This window comes from Nocardia sp. CA-151230, from assembly GCF_050942175.1.
Classification (GTDB): Bacteria; Actinomycetota; Actinomycetes; order Mycobacteriales; family Mycobacteriaceae; genus Nocardia.
In genome coordinates this window covers 5,999,145-6,011,852 of the sequence record NZ_CP192061.1, presented here as the reverse complement: position 1 = coordinate 6,011,852, position 12,708 = coordinate 5,999,145, and the positions used below count along the sequence as shown (strand labels likewise).

Below are 12,708 nucleotides of genomic sequence, written 5' to 3'. Positions count from 1 at the left end.
CGCGTTGCGAGCCGATGAGCTTCGGCGATCCATCGGTGATGAGATGAACCGCCCGGGGTGGTCCGGGCAATCGAGAGAGAGCCGAGATGACGAGCGATCAGTTTCCGCCCCACCCGGGTCAGTACACATACGAGCCGTTCGGGGCGGGGCAGCCGTATCCCGGCGGACCCACGACCGGCAAGGAAACGCCGCCGAGGACTGTGACCTACGCCTTCTATCTGATGCTGGCCGGTGCGGTGCTCACCCTGATCGGTCTGCTGTACAGCTTCACTCAGCTGTCGCACGCACGCGCGAAGGCAACCGCCCACACCAGTGGGAACCTCACCCACAGCCAGGTCGATACGATTGTCACTGTCTCCTTCGTGGTCGGCATTGTGATCGCCTTGATCTCCGTCGGGCTGTGGATCTGGATGGCCATCGCGAACCGTGCCGGAAAGAACTGGGCGCGCATCACCGGTGCCGTCTTGTTCGGTCTGTACACGCTCAGCACACTGGCTACGGTGACCATGTCAAGCAGCACCGCGTTCTCGGCCCTTCTCGACGTCCTGACCTGGCTGGCGGGCCTTGCCACCGTAATCCTTTTGTGGATCAAGCAATCCAGTGCCTACTTCCGCCCCACCCCGCCCTACATGCCGTACGGTCCCGGCCCATATCCGATGAACCCTCAAGGCTTCTGACCCCACATCGGGCGGCCCGCGAACCTTAGCAAATTCCCTGCGGCACTGGCGCGTAGACCACAACCGGCACGAGCGGAAATTGCGCGACGGTCATGTGCGGCACGGTGCGTTGAACATTGGTTGTATCGCGTTGGTCAATTCGGTCAGCGTGAAAAGCGGCAGCTTCGGGAGCCTTCTGCTGTGCAGTTGGTTGCGGTCGGCTTCTTCAGTGCGGCCCGGCGCATAGTTACGATGCGATGCCCATCGCCCACAGCGCTGCAGCAGGATCTCTCATCGAGACGGTGACGCGGCGACCGTTGATCGAGCGCAAACGCAACGCGGGACCCGTGTTCAGGGCCAGCAGCCATCCGCGTTTCGGTCGCCAGGTCACGCCTGTCAAGCTCCACGGGCCGCCGGGCAGATCGATGATCTCCGCATGGGCGATGTCGGCTCGGGCGAGGGTGACACGCGGGAAGCCGAAAGGACCGAAGTTCACACTCAGGCCGGCGGGGCCCGCGCTGATGCGCTGGGTCGATTGCATCACCGCCGTCATGAGCACGACGAACCAGAGCGCGGTGGACAGAAAGTTGTTGAATCCGGAATCCGACACAGAAATGTATGTCCAGAGACCCATGATGGGGATGCTGAGAACCAGCATCGCCCAATTGGTGACGCGGCAGGTGTAGACCGACGCGGCGGGCATTACATCAACTCCTCGATCAAGCCGAGCACCTCGGCCTTGCTGTACCCGTTCGCGTGTGCGGTCTCGATCAGTTGGCGCGCGGCCTGCTCGACGGGCGCCGATGTAGGCGCGGTGGCCGTGATCCGTACTCCACGGCCTCGTCGGAAATCCACGACGCGTTCGGCTCGGAGTTGCCGATACGCGGCCAGGACCGTATTGCGATCGACCGACAGTGCTTTCGCCAATTCCGTTGCGGGTGGGAGCTGTTCGTTGATCGCCAACTCCCCGGTGGTGACCGCACGCCGGACACACGCCGCGATCTGCTCTTGCAGCGTCGCTCTGGAGGTCTGATCGATGTGCCACAACATGGTGCTTATGAAACTAGCACTATTTCCGGCGCGGCACCCTGTCTGCGGTGTTCGAAGCGCCATGGCTTTCCGCTTCCATCGAGGTGCGGTGAGGTTCGCGGATACGCTCGCAGTCGCCTGGATCGCGTTGTCGCGCCAAGGGTGGCAGGACGGCGATGAGGGTGCAAACCCGTTACAGCGCTGCTGGTTTCACCGCCGCGGTATGCGAATGGGCGCACCGAGCAAGGCCGTCCGGATGAGCGAGGATGTGGACAATGATGTCCGATGCGCGAGTGCGCACGATCCGGAGAACTGCGCAGTTCGCAGGCTGTCGGCGGTCGAACGGCGCTCTGCTCCTTGATCGTCCGACCTACCGCGCTGGCCGGTTTGGTCGGCGCGGTATGTGTCAGATGAGGATGTTCTCGCCTACTGGGTGGGCGGGTGGAGGAGCTGTTCTGCGATCGACTGGATGCGGGTGACGGTGATCCCGGTGCGTTGCTCGACCGCCAAAGGATGGTCGGTCGGCTCCAGTTCGACCAGTGGCCTGATACCGACGGGCTGGGTGTGCAGGTTGGTCTTCAGGTTCAACGTCGTCGGTGCGTAGAGGGCTAGCTCGGTGGCCAGCCATCCGAAGTACGGTGGCTCCTCGACTCGTTCTGGCTTGTCCCACAGTTGCGACATGCGATCGAAGGTCTGCTCGCGGACCGATACCCAGATACCCCAATCGAACTCGCTATCGGTGTCCACGATCGGCAGGACCAGGCGTGCTCGGATGAAGAAGTGTGTTCCGGCGATCACGCACCGTTCGTCTTCGAGCATGTTGCCCGGCTGACGTGCGAGGTCGGTGTGCCAGTACGCGGGTGCGGGAGCCCCGTAGCTGAGCGGCGGTCCGTCGTGCAGTTGCGTGCAGCAGGAGCAGGAGAAGGTGGAGCTGGTAGTCACGACCGGAGCCTATTGGATAGACGATCGTCCACCATTCGGCATGATGGTCGTTCGGTCGACCTCGGATCGGCACGGCCAGTTGATCTTCCGATGCCCCGAGCTGCCCTGTCCGGTCATCGCGGTATTCGGCATGAGCGGGTACTCGCGTCGGCCGTTGCTCGATGTCTATTGCGTGGCAGCGGGGTTCCAGACGTCGTTTTCACGATCCCATCCGAACAGCACAGCGCGATCATCGGGGTAACGGATGAGGGTGAACCAGTTGCCTGCGCCATCCACTGTGTCCAGACGTCCACCAGCGATCACCGTCGTCGTCCCGAGATGGTCGGCCATCTCGATGGGATCGGACACAAGCCCGGGGAATGCAGCGAGAAAGATATCGGTGACAACGGCCGTCACCCAAGCGCGTGAGGATGCGGCAACTCCAAATCCATGTCCGGCAACCTAACACCGGTCGCCGACAGTCAACGGGCTCACGATCTGCTGCGGCAGTGTCGAGATGAGCAGCGGAGACATGCGAAAGCGCGGCATTCGGCAATTCAGTGCGTTCGGCAGGCCACGGGCTCGCCGGTTCAACAGCGCGACCAGCGGCATAGAGCGGACGTTGGTCTCGGTGTGAAGTCCTCAATGGGCTCGGCATTGTTGTTCGACCATGTCGGCGAAGCTCCTCGCAAGCGGGCTGAGTGTTTCCCAGCGGCGGACGGCCCACCCGACGGTCAGTGGATCAAGGAATGGCAAGGGCTGAAAGCGAAGTGGCCGATGCGAGGCAGCGGCGGAGTCGTATGGCAGCGAGGGGACTATGGCGTGACCAACGCCGAGTTCGGCGAGCAGGACCGCGGTATTCCAGTCTGCGACACCGGTTTCGGGTGTCAGCTGGATTCCGAGTCGGTTGAGCACGGTGTCGAGGTGGACACGGGACACGGCGTTGTCAGGCAATTGGATGTATCGGATCTCGGTGAGGTCGGCCGGTGTGATCGAAGGCCGGTCAGCCAGGGGATCGTCGTCTCGGGTGGCCAATACCCAAGGCAATTCCACGACGGGGCGTTGTTCAATGCCGGGGATCATATCGGCGATGGTCACCCATGCCAGATCAACGATGCCCTCGGCGACGGATTCGAAGCATCGGCGGCTGGAAATGATCGTGCGAAACTCAAGTCTGGCGTGGGGATAGCGCCGGCGGAAGTCGACGACGGCGTCGGACATGAAGTGGCGGATGGTTGTCGCGCCCGTGGTGACGCGAACGCAGCCAGTTTGGCCACGGGCCATTTCGCCGAGTTGGCGTAGCGCCAAGTCCACACCGACGATGCCGTCACGTGCCGCCGTATAAAGTACAAGCCCCTCCGCGGTAGGCGTCACGCCGTCAGGCCCACGTTCGAGCAGACGTACACCGGTGGCCTGTTCGAGCCGTTTGACGTGCTGGCTCACCGCAGGCTGGGTACACCCGAGGTCGCGGGCGACAGCGCTGAGATTTCCGGCCCGACAGACCGCAACGAATACCCGGAGGTCGTCGAAGGTCATCCGCACACAGCCCACCGTAATGTGTGCCCGGTCAAAGCTGAATCTTGGGGATTACCAAGGTAAACCGAGGATTGACCGGCTGCACGCGGGTCGCTGATGATCTTCGTGGGCCCAGGGCGGCAACCCGCCCCGCTTCTCCGGCTCATCCGGATCACGGCGGAGCGGTGGGGCGGGTGCCGACCCGCAGAATGCAAAATCGTCGTCAACCGGCTCAAGGGGGTATGCATCATGAGCATTTCTGAACAACAGGTAATCACCGATCAGCCGTCGGTCCACACGCGAGCTCTCGTTACCTGGATCGCCGTCTACCCGACTATCACGATCACGTTGGCATTGATCGGTCCCACGACAGCAGATACCCCGCTTCCCCTTCGCACGCTGGTTCTCACCATCATCGTGGTCCCGATCGTCATCTACCTGCTCGTGCCGATCTTGACCAAGGCCATCCACCGATTGACCTCCCGGGTAAGCAGCTGATGTCCGACAACACTCAATTGCGGCGATCCGATATGAGCGTTGGCGGCGCGCGAACGTTCGAATGCGATGTCGATGCAACGTGGATCGACATCAACGATCACATGAACGCCCAGTACTACGGGATCGTGGTCTATCGCGCGCACGCCGCATTCACCGGCGTTCTGGGTCTGGGCGACGAGTACGTCCGGAAGACGAGGTGCGGCAAGGTTGTCGTGCAGACTGCAATGGCCTATGAACGAGAGGTACGCCGTGGGGCGCGATTGGCAGTCGATTCCTGGCTGCTTGGTGTGGATGCCAAACGTTTGCACTTCTTCCACGAAGTGCGCAATCTCGGCGACCAGACCCGGGTAGCCGCATCCGAGCAGTTGGACCTGCATATCGACCTCGAGACAAGAAGGACCACCCCCATCCCCGCTGACCTCCGCACCCGGCTGCAGCGTTTCGCTGCCGAACAGGGTGCAGTAGGGCGACCCGAAGGTGTGGGGCGCACGATCATTCTTCCGCGAACATGGCCGGCGGAGCCGATGACGACGGAGAAGACGGCGAAGTGATCATGGGCGAATCGGTCATCCGGCGCGTGGTCTGCCCGGGCTCTTACGACCCGGTAACCAACGGCCACCTGGACATCATCGGCCGCGCCGCAACGATCTTCGACGAGGTGATCGTCGCCGTCGGTGAGAACGTCGGCAAGCGCGCGCTGTTCACCGCCGAGGAGCGGATCACAATGGTGCGCAAGGTCACCGGCGAATATCCGAACGTCCGTGTCGAGGCCGTCGACGGGCTGCTCGTCGACTTCTGTTTGCAGCACGGCGTGGGTGCCATGGTCAAGGGCCTGCGCGCGGTGAGCGACTACGAGTACGAACTCGAGATGTCGCAGATGAATCATCGCCTGTCCAGCGTGGAGACACTGTTCATTGCCTCCGATCCGGAGTACAGCTACCTGTCCTCGTCGCTGATCAAAGAGGTCGCAGAGCTCGGAGGCGACGTTTCCGTGCTGGTTCCTGGTCATGTGCTCGCCCAGCTCACGACGCGAATGGCTGAGCGCAGGGCGAATTTCGATTGACCTCCTACTGGCCGCATCGGCGTCGTTCGATGCGATGTCCTGGTTCAATATCAACTCCTGGGACGGCACTCCATGCATCGAGATACCAACCACGCCAAGGACGGTCGGCTATCGCCCATCGGTCAGCTATGCTCGCGCACGATCACGCCAAGATCTCCGCTTCCAGATCCGGCCGACCTCGCTCCTCCGCGAACGTCAGTGCGCGCCCGTACAATAGGTCCACTAAGTACCCATATGGGGCATCGTCGCTATCGACGGCCATCATGAACAGCAGCACCAGAAAGTCGTTCGTCGACTCTTGCGACCACCGGTAGCCAACTGCCGGACCGTACTGGTCAAAGATCGGCGCACCGTTCTGAGGTGAGTTGAACCAGACTCCCTCGACGCGTCGCACCATCCACTCGCCGATATAGGTGATGAATTGGTCCGCGAGATAATCGTTTTCGGGCGCGTACCGTCCATCCTCGCCAAGCACAGCGACATCGATCAGCGAAACGATCCAGTCGAACGCAGCGGCGCTGAATCGGTCATCGAGCGGTGGGCGGCCCTCGCTGCCCTGTACCGCTTCCAGCCGGGGCAGCGTCTCGGTGAACAACGTCTCGATGCGGGCATCGATCGCAGCTTGGTCGCTCCACGCGAGCCAGGCCGCGGACTGCTGGGCGTCGTTGTCGAACCACCCGGGGTCCAGATCGCTATCGGCCGGAGTGGCCCGTCTCGCGTGAGTCCTCACGTTCCCCTCGTGTGTGTGCATGCCGTTGATGGTGTGTCGGATGATAGACGAATCTCGCGCTGCCACAAGGGTAGAACCAGCGGGGTGCTATTCGAGATTGTGGCTGAACATCGGTTGATCTCCATGCGAAATCTCTTCGCGTTCACCCAGACTCGGGCGAAGCTCGTTACGGTAACGAGCCGCGGGACGGACTTCGCCGCAGCGTTTGAGCAACTCGCACAGCTGGAACGATCCCGTGGCTAGAAGGTGCCTGCCACGGCATGATGAGCCCATGACGAAACCGACGCCGTCCCAGGATGGGGTGAATGCACGAAGGCCGGCAAGGCGGTTGTTCCTCGGACTGATCGTCGGTTTGGTTGGAGGGGTGGTTATTACGACGGTAGCGGCAGTCGGCCTGTTCATGCATCGCACCGATACGGTTCGAACGTATCCGGCACCGTCGGCCGACAACTACGCCGCCGCGGTGAAACGAGTACATAGCCCGATGGATCTCGACCGCTACGAAGTCTGGCTCGGACGGTTGGCTGGCGGCGGGGTGCCGCGCGGTCACGTCGTGACGATACCGCTCGCCTGGAGCACCGAGCCGCGCATCGACTGGAATCAGGACATGGTCGTCCTGCATTTCGAGCCTGGCGGTGAGATCCGTGTCCCTATGACGATGGTGCTGGATACCCGGTAGCCCGGAATTGCTTGGGGGCACGAGGGTTTGGCGCGTATCGGGTGGTTGCGGCCCGGTGCGCCGGCAGTGGCGACGAGGAACGAGCGGAACATGGTTGCGCGCTCATCGGTCTGGTGTGCATCTCCTCGATTGTTCGTATCGATGGATCAGCGGGCGGAGCGTTCGGTAAGGGAACATCGGCACAGCCTGGTGCCGAGGGCTACCTCGGAGCCGCCAGCGGGTCCTCGAGTTGGTCCATGGTGTGTGGCCCGATGTGGCTGTGCACCTTCGAATTTCGCGGTCGTCACTGCCGACACCCGTCGAGCAGCAGGCCGATGGTGAGATGTACCTGGTAGTTCGGGTCGGCGATCTCCGCGCCCGCGCAAATGTCGCCGATCGCGCGCATCAGCTGATAGGCGGAGACGTCGGCGGTGATCTCACCGGCGTTCCGGCCCGCGGTGAGGAGACCGTCGAACACCGGCACGAGTCGGTCGAGGAACAGTGTGTGCAGGGCGGTGAAGCCGTCGGGGTCGCTGCGCATCGCGGCGGCGAGCCCATGCTTGGTCACCAGGAAGTCCACGAACAGATCGACCCATCGACGCAGTGCGGCGAACGGTGAGGACTCTGCGGCAAGCAGGGCGGGCCCGGCCTCGGCGCAGGATTCGATCTGATGCCGGTACACGGCCGCGACGAGGTCTGCTCGTGTGGGGAAGTGCCGGTAGATCGTGCCCATGCCGACGCCCGCCGCGGCGGCGATCTGGCGTACCGGTGCGTCCACGCCATGGGTGACGAACACCGATGCCGCGGCATCGAGCAGGGCCTGCTCGTTCCGTCGCGCATCGGCGCGTTTGGCCGGACTCGCGGCGGCCGGCATTCGCTCGTCGCGTGCGCCCACGTGACCTCCCTTCTTCACGGCAACGGTTGCCAAGCGGAGCACTGCTCCGTATATTCGGAACAGTGCTCCGCTTGAGTATATCCGCGGTTCACGCGGATTCTCGACCCGCCACGGCGCAGCGCTCATCGCTATCGAAGGAAAGACCCATGCCCGAACCAGACACTGCCGCCCCGAGCGCTCTGCCCGCCCTGACCACCCCGATCATCAGCGTCAAACCGGTCGTCCTGCCCGCGCCCGAACGTGGCGACGACCTGCAGGTGCGCGTATCCGCACCCGCCGTCGGCACCGGTCTGGCCATAATCGTTCTCGCCCACGGATACGGCGAGTCGATGTCCTCTTACGACCCGCTGGTCGACTTCTGGGCCGGCAACGGTTTCGTCGTCGTGCAGCCCACATTTCTCGATTCACGGACCCTCGGCCTCACTGCGGCAGATCCTCGCTACCCGGACATCTGGCGCGTCCGAGTCCGCGACGTCACGCAGGTACTCGACCAGCTCGACCGGATCCTTGCCGCGATTCCGGGTCTCGACGAACGCATCGACCGCGACCGTATTGCCGTCGCGGGACATTCCTGGGGCGGACAGACCGTCGGCGTGTTGCTCGGCGCACGCGTCATCGGCGCGGACGGGCAGCCCGGACCCGATCTGACCGATGCGCGGGTGAAAGCCGGTGTCCTGCTTGCTACTACCGGCCTCGGCGGCGACACCCTGACCCCGTTCGCCGCCGAGAACTTCTCCTTCATGAACCCCGACTTCGACAACCTGGCCACGCCGACCCTCGTGGTCGCGGGCGATCACGATCAATCCGATCTCTCGACCCGCGGCCCCGACTGGTTCACCGACGTCTACGCCTACAGCCCCGGAGCCCAAAGCCTGCTCACCATCTTCGGAGGCGATCATTCGCTCGGCGGAATCCATGGCTACAACGCCAACGACACCACCGACGAAAGCCCCGACCGCGTCGCGCTGATCCGGAAGGCCGCCTGGGGTTACCTCCGCAGTGCCCTCGGAATCGATGACATGGCATGGAAGCAGGCGCAGGCCGATCTCGCGCAGACCGCCGATCCGATCGGCCGCATTGATCACAAGTAGACGCAACCACCGAGGAAAGCCGGATGCGCGTGTGCCGATGTCGAGAAGTTCGACGGCCAACCGGATTACCTTCGTTTCTTCCTGTGACCGTGACCTGCTTCAGTGTTCTGGTAGCCAGCGGTAAGCTGCTACTGACGTCTTCCTCGTACCAATGACGTCTTGTCCGGTCTGGTCGATGCTGCAGCTGTCGGCCGGCCGGAATGCGCGTTCCTGTCGGGACGCATCATGTACTTCACCAAGGAGCGAATCGGGTGTCGCAAAGTCGATTCGGCACGTGACGCACTCGCAGACCCAGTCCGGTGGCTCGGCCTAGTACCTGGACGTCATGAAGCTCGTTGTAAGGAAGCAAAATGTCTCGCAAGATCATCAAAACCCTTGCCGCGACAGTTATTGCCGCGCCCCTGCTCGTCCTCGCCGCGCCCGCGGCCACCGCCGATTCGGTTGCCGCAGCGCCCCCGTCGTCCTCCGCCACTCCGGTCGACGGATCGTTCGGATCAGCCGCGTGGTGTTTCGACCTTGGCAGTGTCTACTGGTGCATCTGAGTGAGTCTGAGAACTCCGATGTTGGGTGCGTGACGCTCGAGATTCGAGTGAGCTTCCGTTAGAGCGGTGATTGCTGAAATCAATTGCTGTACCAGGAGTTCATTTGTCGTCATCTCGTGCCCGACCGGTATCGGCACGTCGTTGACCGATGTCGGCGCGCCTCGGTAGTGCTTGAGCAGAAGGTATTCCGGCATGATCTTCTCCTCATTCTTGTGGCGTCCCCGCGCCCTTGTGGCGTCCCCGCGCCGCGAACCGCACCCGCAGCGGCGAGAGCGTGCGTCGCCGAACATCATCGGACCGAACGGGATCCGAGATCGAACTGCCTGCGTTACGCCTGATGCTCGAGAATGTAGCCAGCCTTCGAGCAGCTGGGCGTGCGCCTCCAGCGGGTGTTCCGGTGGTCGATCGGCTTGCGGAACGCCAGCCCTGGGCGACCGCATCAGATGCGAGACTCTTTCATCTGATGCAATTCCCCCGTCCGGAAGAACCGGCGGGTCTCGAGGTCAGCGGGGAAGTAGGCTTCGATGGCGATCTCGTCCAGCGTGATATCGAAGGCCGCGCCGAACGTCGAAACCGTGTTGACCAAGCACAATTCGGTCCCGCGATGCGCGAGCCGGATGCGCAGCGCGATCTCGGTCGGGTCGGGCGGGCGGGGCTCGTGCTCAGGGCCGAACGCCGCCAATTCCTCGTACAGCGCGTGCAATTGAGGATCCCCGCTGCGCGCGGCCTGGTGGGCGAGCCGGGGCAGCAGGTACCCGCGTACCTGTTCCACATTGCGCAGTCTCGGCGCGAGCCCGTCCGGATGCAGCCCCAACCGCATCATGTTGATCGGCGGCGTCAGTAGCGCCGGGTCGGCTCCCTGCAGGAATACCTCGACCGCGCTGTTGGCCAGGAGGAGATTCCATCGACGGTCGACCGCGAGTGCCGGATATGGCTCGTGCCCCAACAGCACTTGCTGGACGGTCTCCCGCACCCGCGCCAGATCAGGGTCGTCCAGAGGGCGTTCCCGGAAGACCGGCGCGTGCCCGGCGGCGACCAGCAACCGGTTGCGCTCACGCAGAGGCACGCCGAGCCGGTCGGCGAGATGAAGGACCATCGCGCTGCTGGGAATCGTGCGTCCGGTCTCGACGAAACTGATGTGCCGGGCCGACACCTCCGCATGAATAGCCAGGTCGAGTTGACTCAGCTGACTGCGTTGCCGCCATTCGCGCAGCAGTTCCCCGACGGGACGATCGTTCGTCATGGCCCGAGTCTGCCCCGCCGTCGAAGGCCGCCGCCATTACCCGGCATGTAATCGACGCGCCCGGCCACATCCGCGACAGTCACCGCATGGACAAAACCAACAAGCAACTGGTTATCGACGGCTTCCGCGAATTCGCGGCAGGAAATGTCGAAGTGCTCCGCACACTCCTGCACGAGAACTTCATCGAGCACAGCCCCGGAAACCCCAGCGGGCGGGACGAATTCATCGAGTTCATCACCACCGCGCCGGTCGCCGGGGCACATCTGGACCTCAGGCGGGTCATCGCCGAGGACGACCACGTGGTCCTGCACTACCACATGACGCCGGCGGGCGAGGAACGCGGCATCGCCGTCGTGGACATCTGGCGGCTCGTGGACGGACAGATCATGGAGCACTGGGACGTCGTCCAGCCTGTGCCCGAAGCCGATCAGATCCCGAATGGGATGTTCTGAGCGAGCGTCTGATGACTCGAGTTCATAACGGCCCGTGAGGGCCACCGGCGCAAATCCGCGAGTCCCGGGCAGTCGCGCGATCGAGGAGACCGATTCCTCGGGTCGGGTCAACAATCGCAGAAGGGCGCAGCGACTCCGCAGCTGGGGGACTGGTGTACGGGACTCGGAACAGGATGTCCTGGGCTACAGTCGGTCTCGCTGTCGGCGCCCGTCCTGGCCGGTTCGAGCCGCGCGGGATGCGGTGCCCGGGTGGGCATCAACGTTTCGGCGACACCCAGCCTGCGTCGATCAACTGCTGTGCCAGGTCGTCTGCCTGGCGAACGCCCGCTCGGAAGGCTTTCGGCCAGCTCGCGAGAACGTCCGGATTGGTCGCGAACGCATTGAATATGTCGATCATGGCCTCGTCGGGGCCGAATCGCACGATGGTATCGGTCACCGTCGTCGCGAGTTCGGTCCGAACCTGTTCGGGTGGGAACCGATTCGCCATCGGCTCGACGACCAGAACGATGTCCGAGTCCGCGGCGACGTCCGCGTTGGTGGGCGACCACATCCCGCCGTCGATGTAGTAGCGGTCTCCGACAACGACAGGTGGAAAGGCTCCCGGGAAGGAACGGCTCGCGGCGACAGCGGTCGCCAGGGGAACGCCGCTGCCGCTGTCCCAGACCTGGCGCTGGCCACTCGCCGCGTCCACGACGACGATCCGCAGCCTGTGATCCGGCCAGTCGTTGCCGCCGACCAGCCACTCCATCGGTTCGATATGCGCCGGTTGCGCAGGCTCTTCGGCCATCGCCAGTCGACCCACCTTGCGCCGCGCCAGATCACGATCCAAGGTCCGGTCGAACAGCACCGAGAAAGCGGTGGCAACCAGCTCGGGCTTCACCACCGACGGTGGTTCCGTGCTGCCGGGGGGACGTGGATCGTCGGCCAACGAGTCCAGATCCCGCCCCGCTATCAGCGCGGCCCCGACGATCGCGCCTGCGGACGTGCCGACTATCGAGTCGGCCGCACCCAAATCGATTCCACGGCGGCGCAATTCAGCGGCCAAACCCGCCATCCACGCCGAACCGGGGACGCCGCCCCCACCCAAAACGACCGAACGCCGAACGGTCTCGCCAGACTGTCGATCGACAATGCGACTCTCCATGTCGCGATCCTAACGACACTCACCATCATCGCTGGTCATTACACTCGCCGGGCATCGACCACCCCCCGCCGGCCCGCTCCGTGACCACACCCGCGAGGGCCCACCCCTGGCGGTCGGTCTCGCCGTCAGCTGCCTGCTTACATGCTTGCCGCTTCCAACCGCGCGGGAGCCATCAGAGGTGGACGCTGCCGGATACTGGGGCGGCAACCAGGCAATTTGCCCCAATTAGTCACTTCTGCAGGGAGATTCGCCGATGCAGGCAGCTCGACGG

General features: G+C 63.6%; 17 protein-coding genes. 8 read left to right on the top strand and 9 right to left on the bottom strand.

What is annotated here, in order from left to right; translation table 11 throughout:
* The first annotated feature begins 86 nt into the window (after positions 1-86).
* Entirely contained in the window at positions 87-677 is a 591-nt protein-coding gene (locus ACQP1O_RS28630; protein WP_433561542.1) for a hypothetical protein, read from the top strand.
* A gap of 226 nt (positions 678-903) precedes the next feature.
* Here the strand turns inward: ACQP1O_RS28630 and ACQP1O_RS28625 are convergent, their stop codons facing one another.
* From ACQP1O_RS28625 to ACQP1O_RS28605, 5 genes are all read right to left on the bottom strand, one after another.
* Complete coding sequence (locus ACQP1O_RS28625; RefSeq protein ID WP_433561541.1) at positions 904-1,359, bottom strand: hypothetical protein; 456 nt, start codon at positions 1,357-1,359, stop codon at positions 904-906.
* Positions 1,359-1,706 (bottom strand): GntR family transcriptional regulator, encoded by a 348-nt coding sequence (locus tag ACQP1O_RS28620; RefSeq protein ID WP_433561540.1) that lies wholly within the window; start codon positions 1,704-1,706, stop codon positions 1,359-1,361. Before ACQP1O_RS28620 ends, ACQP1O_RS28625 begins: the two co-directional genes overlap by 1 nt.
* 405 nt (positions 1,707-2,111) lie before the next feature.
* Positions 2,112-2,627: a DUF2199 domain-containing protein gene (locus tag ACQP1O_RS28615; RefSeq protein ID WP_433561539.1), complete on the bottom strand. Its 516-nt coding sequence runs from the start codon at positions 2,625-2,627 to the stop codon at positions 2,112-2,114.
* 165 nt (positions 2,628-2,792) lie between these two features.
* Complete coding sequence (locus ACQP1O_RS28610) at positions 2,793-3,023, bottom strand: hypothetical protein (RefSeq protein ID WP_433561538.1); 231 nt, start codon at positions 3,021-3,023, stop codon at positions 2,793-2,795.
* Between the two features lie 225 nt (positions 3,024-3,248).
* Positions 3,249-4,142, bottom strand: a complete 894-nt coding sequence (locus ACQP1O_RS28605; RefSeq protein ID WP_433561537.1) for a LysR family transcriptional regulator — start codon at positions 4,140-4,142, stop codon at positions 3,249-3,251.
* Between the two features lie 228 nt (positions 4,143-4,370).
* Here ACQP1O_RS28605 and ACQP1O_RS28600 point away from each other — a divergent pair, with 228 nt between their 5' ends.
* The 3 genes from ACQP1O_RS28600 to coaD are packed head-to-tail and all read left to right on the top strand — an operon-like array spanning position 4,371 to position 5,682.
* Positions 4,371-4,619 carry a hypothetical protein gene (locus tag ACQP1O_RS28600; RefSeq protein WP_433561536.1) on the top strand — a complete coding sequence of 83 codons (249 nt, stop codon included), beginning with the start codon at positions 4,371-4,373 and terminating at the stop codon, positions 4,617-4,619.
* On the top strand, positions 4,619-5,170 hold the full coding sequence (locus ACQP1O_RS28595) for a thioesterase family protein (RefSeq protein ID WP_433561535.1): 552 nt from the start codon (positions 4,619-4,621) through the stop codon (positions 5,168-5,170). Before ACQP1O_RS28600 ends, ACQP1O_RS28595 begins: the two co-directional genes overlap by 1 nt.
* A gap of 2 nt (positions 5,171-5,172) precedes the next feature.
* The gene (coaD, locus tag ACQP1O_RS28590) at positions 5,173-5,682 is read left to right on the top strand and encodes a pantetheine-phosphate adenylyltransferase (protein ID WP_433567827.1); all 510 of its coding nucleotides are present in this window, start codon (positions 5,173-5,175) and stop codon (positions 5,680-5,682) included.
* Positions 5,683-5,824: 142 nt separating this feature from the next.
* Here the strand turns inward: coaD and ACQP1O_RS28585 are convergent, their stop codons facing one another.
* Positions 5,825-6,433 (bottom strand): hypothetical protein, encoded by a 609-nt coding sequence (locus tag ACQP1O_RS28585; RefSeq protein WP_433561534.1) that lies wholly within the window; start codon positions 6,431-6,433, stop codon positions 5,825-5,827.
* A gap of 250 nt (positions 6,434-6,683) precedes the next feature.
* On the opposite strand from ACQP1O_RS28585, the gene ACQP1O_RS28580 reads away from it, so the two are divergent.
* Positions 6,684-7,091: a hypothetical protein gene (locus ACQP1O_RS28580; RefSeq protein WP_433561533.1), complete on the top strand. Its 408-nt coding sequence runs from the start codon at positions 6,684-6,686 to the stop codon at positions 7,089-7,091.
* A 283-nt stretch (positions 7,092-7,374) separates the two neighbouring features.
* Here the strand turns inward: ACQP1O_RS28580 and ACQP1O_RS28575 are convergent, their stop codons facing one another.
* Positions 7,375-7,944: a TetR/AcrR family transcriptional regulator gene (locus tag ACQP1O_RS28575; RefSeq protein ID WP_433567826.1), complete on the bottom strand. Its 570-nt coding sequence runs from the start codon at positions 7,942-7,944 to the stop codon at positions 7,375-7,377.
* Positions 7,945-8,111: 167 nt separating this feature from the next.
* On the opposite strand from ACQP1O_RS28575, the gene ACQP1O_RS28570 reads away from it, so the two are divergent.
* Both ACQP1O_RS28570 and ACQP1O_RS28565 read left to right on the top strand, forming a co-directional pair.
* Positions 8,112-9,056 carry an alpha/beta hydrolase family protein gene (locus tag ACQP1O_RS28570; RefSeq protein ID WP_433561532.1) on the top strand — a complete coding sequence of 315 codons (945 nt, stop codon included), beginning with the start codon at positions 8,112-8,114 and terminating at the stop codon, positions 9,054-9,056.
* Positions 9,057-9,406: 350 nt separating this feature from the next.
* Positions 9,407-9,598, top strand: a complete 192-nt coding sequence (locus tag ACQP1O_RS28565; protein ID WP_433561531.1) for a hypothetical protein — start codon at positions 9,407-9,409, stop codon at positions 9,596-9,598.
* 439 nt (positions 9,599-10,037) lie between these two features.
* Here ACQP1O_RS28565 and ACQP1O_RS28560 read toward each other — a convergent pair whose 3' ends face one another.
* The gene (locus ACQP1O_RS28560; protein ID WP_433561530.1) at positions 10,038-10,841 is read right to left on the bottom strand and encodes a helix-turn-helix domain-containing protein; all 804 of its coding nucleotides are present in this window, start codon (positions 10,839-10,841) and stop codon (positions 10,038-10,040) included.
* An 86-nt stretch (positions 10,842-10,927) separates the two neighbouring features.
* On the opposite strand from ACQP1O_RS28560, the gene ACQP1O_RS28555 reads away from it, so the two are divergent.
* Positions 10,928-11,293, top strand: a complete 366-nt coding sequence (locus ACQP1O_RS28555) for a nuclear transport factor 2 family protein (RefSeq protein ID WP_433561529.1) — start codon at positions 10,928-10,930, stop codon at positions 11,291-11,293.
* Positions 11,294-11,549: 256 nt separating this feature from the next.
* Here ACQP1O_RS28555 and ACQP1O_RS28550 read toward each other — a convergent pair whose 3' ends face one another.
* Positions 11,550-12,437 carry a patatin-like phospholipase family protein gene (locus tag ACQP1O_RS28550; RefSeq protein ID WP_433561528.1) on the bottom strand — a complete coding sequence of 296 codons (888 nt, stop codon included), beginning with the start codon at positions 12,435-12,437 and terminating at the stop codon, positions 11,550-11,552.
* Between the last annotated feature and the right edge of the window lie 271 nt (positions 12,438-12,708).

Coding starts and splice junctions, on each gene's coding strand:
- ACQP1O_RS28630 (WP_433561542.1), top strand. CDS start 87: ATGACGAGCGATCAGTTTCCGCCCCACCCGGGTCAGTACACATACGAG.
- ACQP1O_RS28625 (WP_433561541.1), bottom strand. CDS start 1,359: ATGCCCGCCGCGTCGGTCTACACCTGCCGCGTCACCAATTGGGCGATG.
- ACQP1O_RS28620 (WP_433561540.1), bottom strand. CDS start 1,706: ATGTTGTGGCACATCGATCAGACCTCCAGAGCGACGCTGCAAGAGCAG.
- ACQP1O_RS28605 (WP_433561537.1), bottom strand. CDS start 4,142: ATGACCTTCGACGACCTCCGGGTATTCGTTGCGGTCTGTCGGGCCGGA.
- ACQP1O_RS28600 (WP_433561536.1), top strand. CDS start 4,371: ATGAGCATTTCTGAACAACAGGTAATCACCGATCAGCCGTCGGTCCAC.
- ACQP1O_RS28595 (WP_433561535.1), top strand. CDS start 4,619: ATGTCCGACAACACTCAATTGCGGCGATCCGATATGAGCGTTGGCGGC.
- coaD (WP_433567827.1), top strand. CDS start 5,173: ATGGGCGAATCGGTCATCCGGCGCGTGGTCTGCCCGGGCTCTTACGAC.
- ACQP1O_RS28585 (WP_433561534.1), bottom strand. CDS start 6,433: ATGCACACACACGAGGGGAACGTGAGGACTCACGCGAGACGGGCCACT.
- ACQP1O_RS28580 (WP_433561533.1), top strand. CDS start 6,684: ATGACGAAACCGACGCCGTCCCAGGATGGGGTGAATGCACGAAGGCCG.
- ACQP1O_RS28575 (WP_433567826.1), bottom strand. CDS start 7,944: ATGCCGGCCGCCGCGAGTCCGGCCAAACGCGCCGATGCGCGACGGAAC.
- ACQP1O_RS28570 (WP_433561532.1), top strand. CDS start 8,112: ATGCCCGAACCAGACACTGCCGCCCCGAGCGCTCTGCCCGCCCTGACC.
- ACQP1O_RS28565 (WP_433561531.1), top strand. CDS start 9,407: ATGTCTCGCAAGATCATCAAAACCCTTGCCGCGACAGTTATTGCCGCG.
- ACQP1O_RS28560 (WP_433561530.1), bottom strand. CDS start 10,841: ATGACGAACGATCGTCCCGTCGGGGAACTGCTGCGCGAATGGCGGCAA.
- ACQP1O_RS28555 (WP_433561529.1), top strand. CDS start 10,928: ATGGACAAAACCAACAAGCAACTGGTTATCGACGGCTTCCGCGAATTC.
- ACQP1O_RS28550 (WP_433561528.1), bottom strand. CDS start 12,437: ATGGAGAGTCGCATTGTCGATCGACAGTCTGGCGAGACCGTTCGGCGT.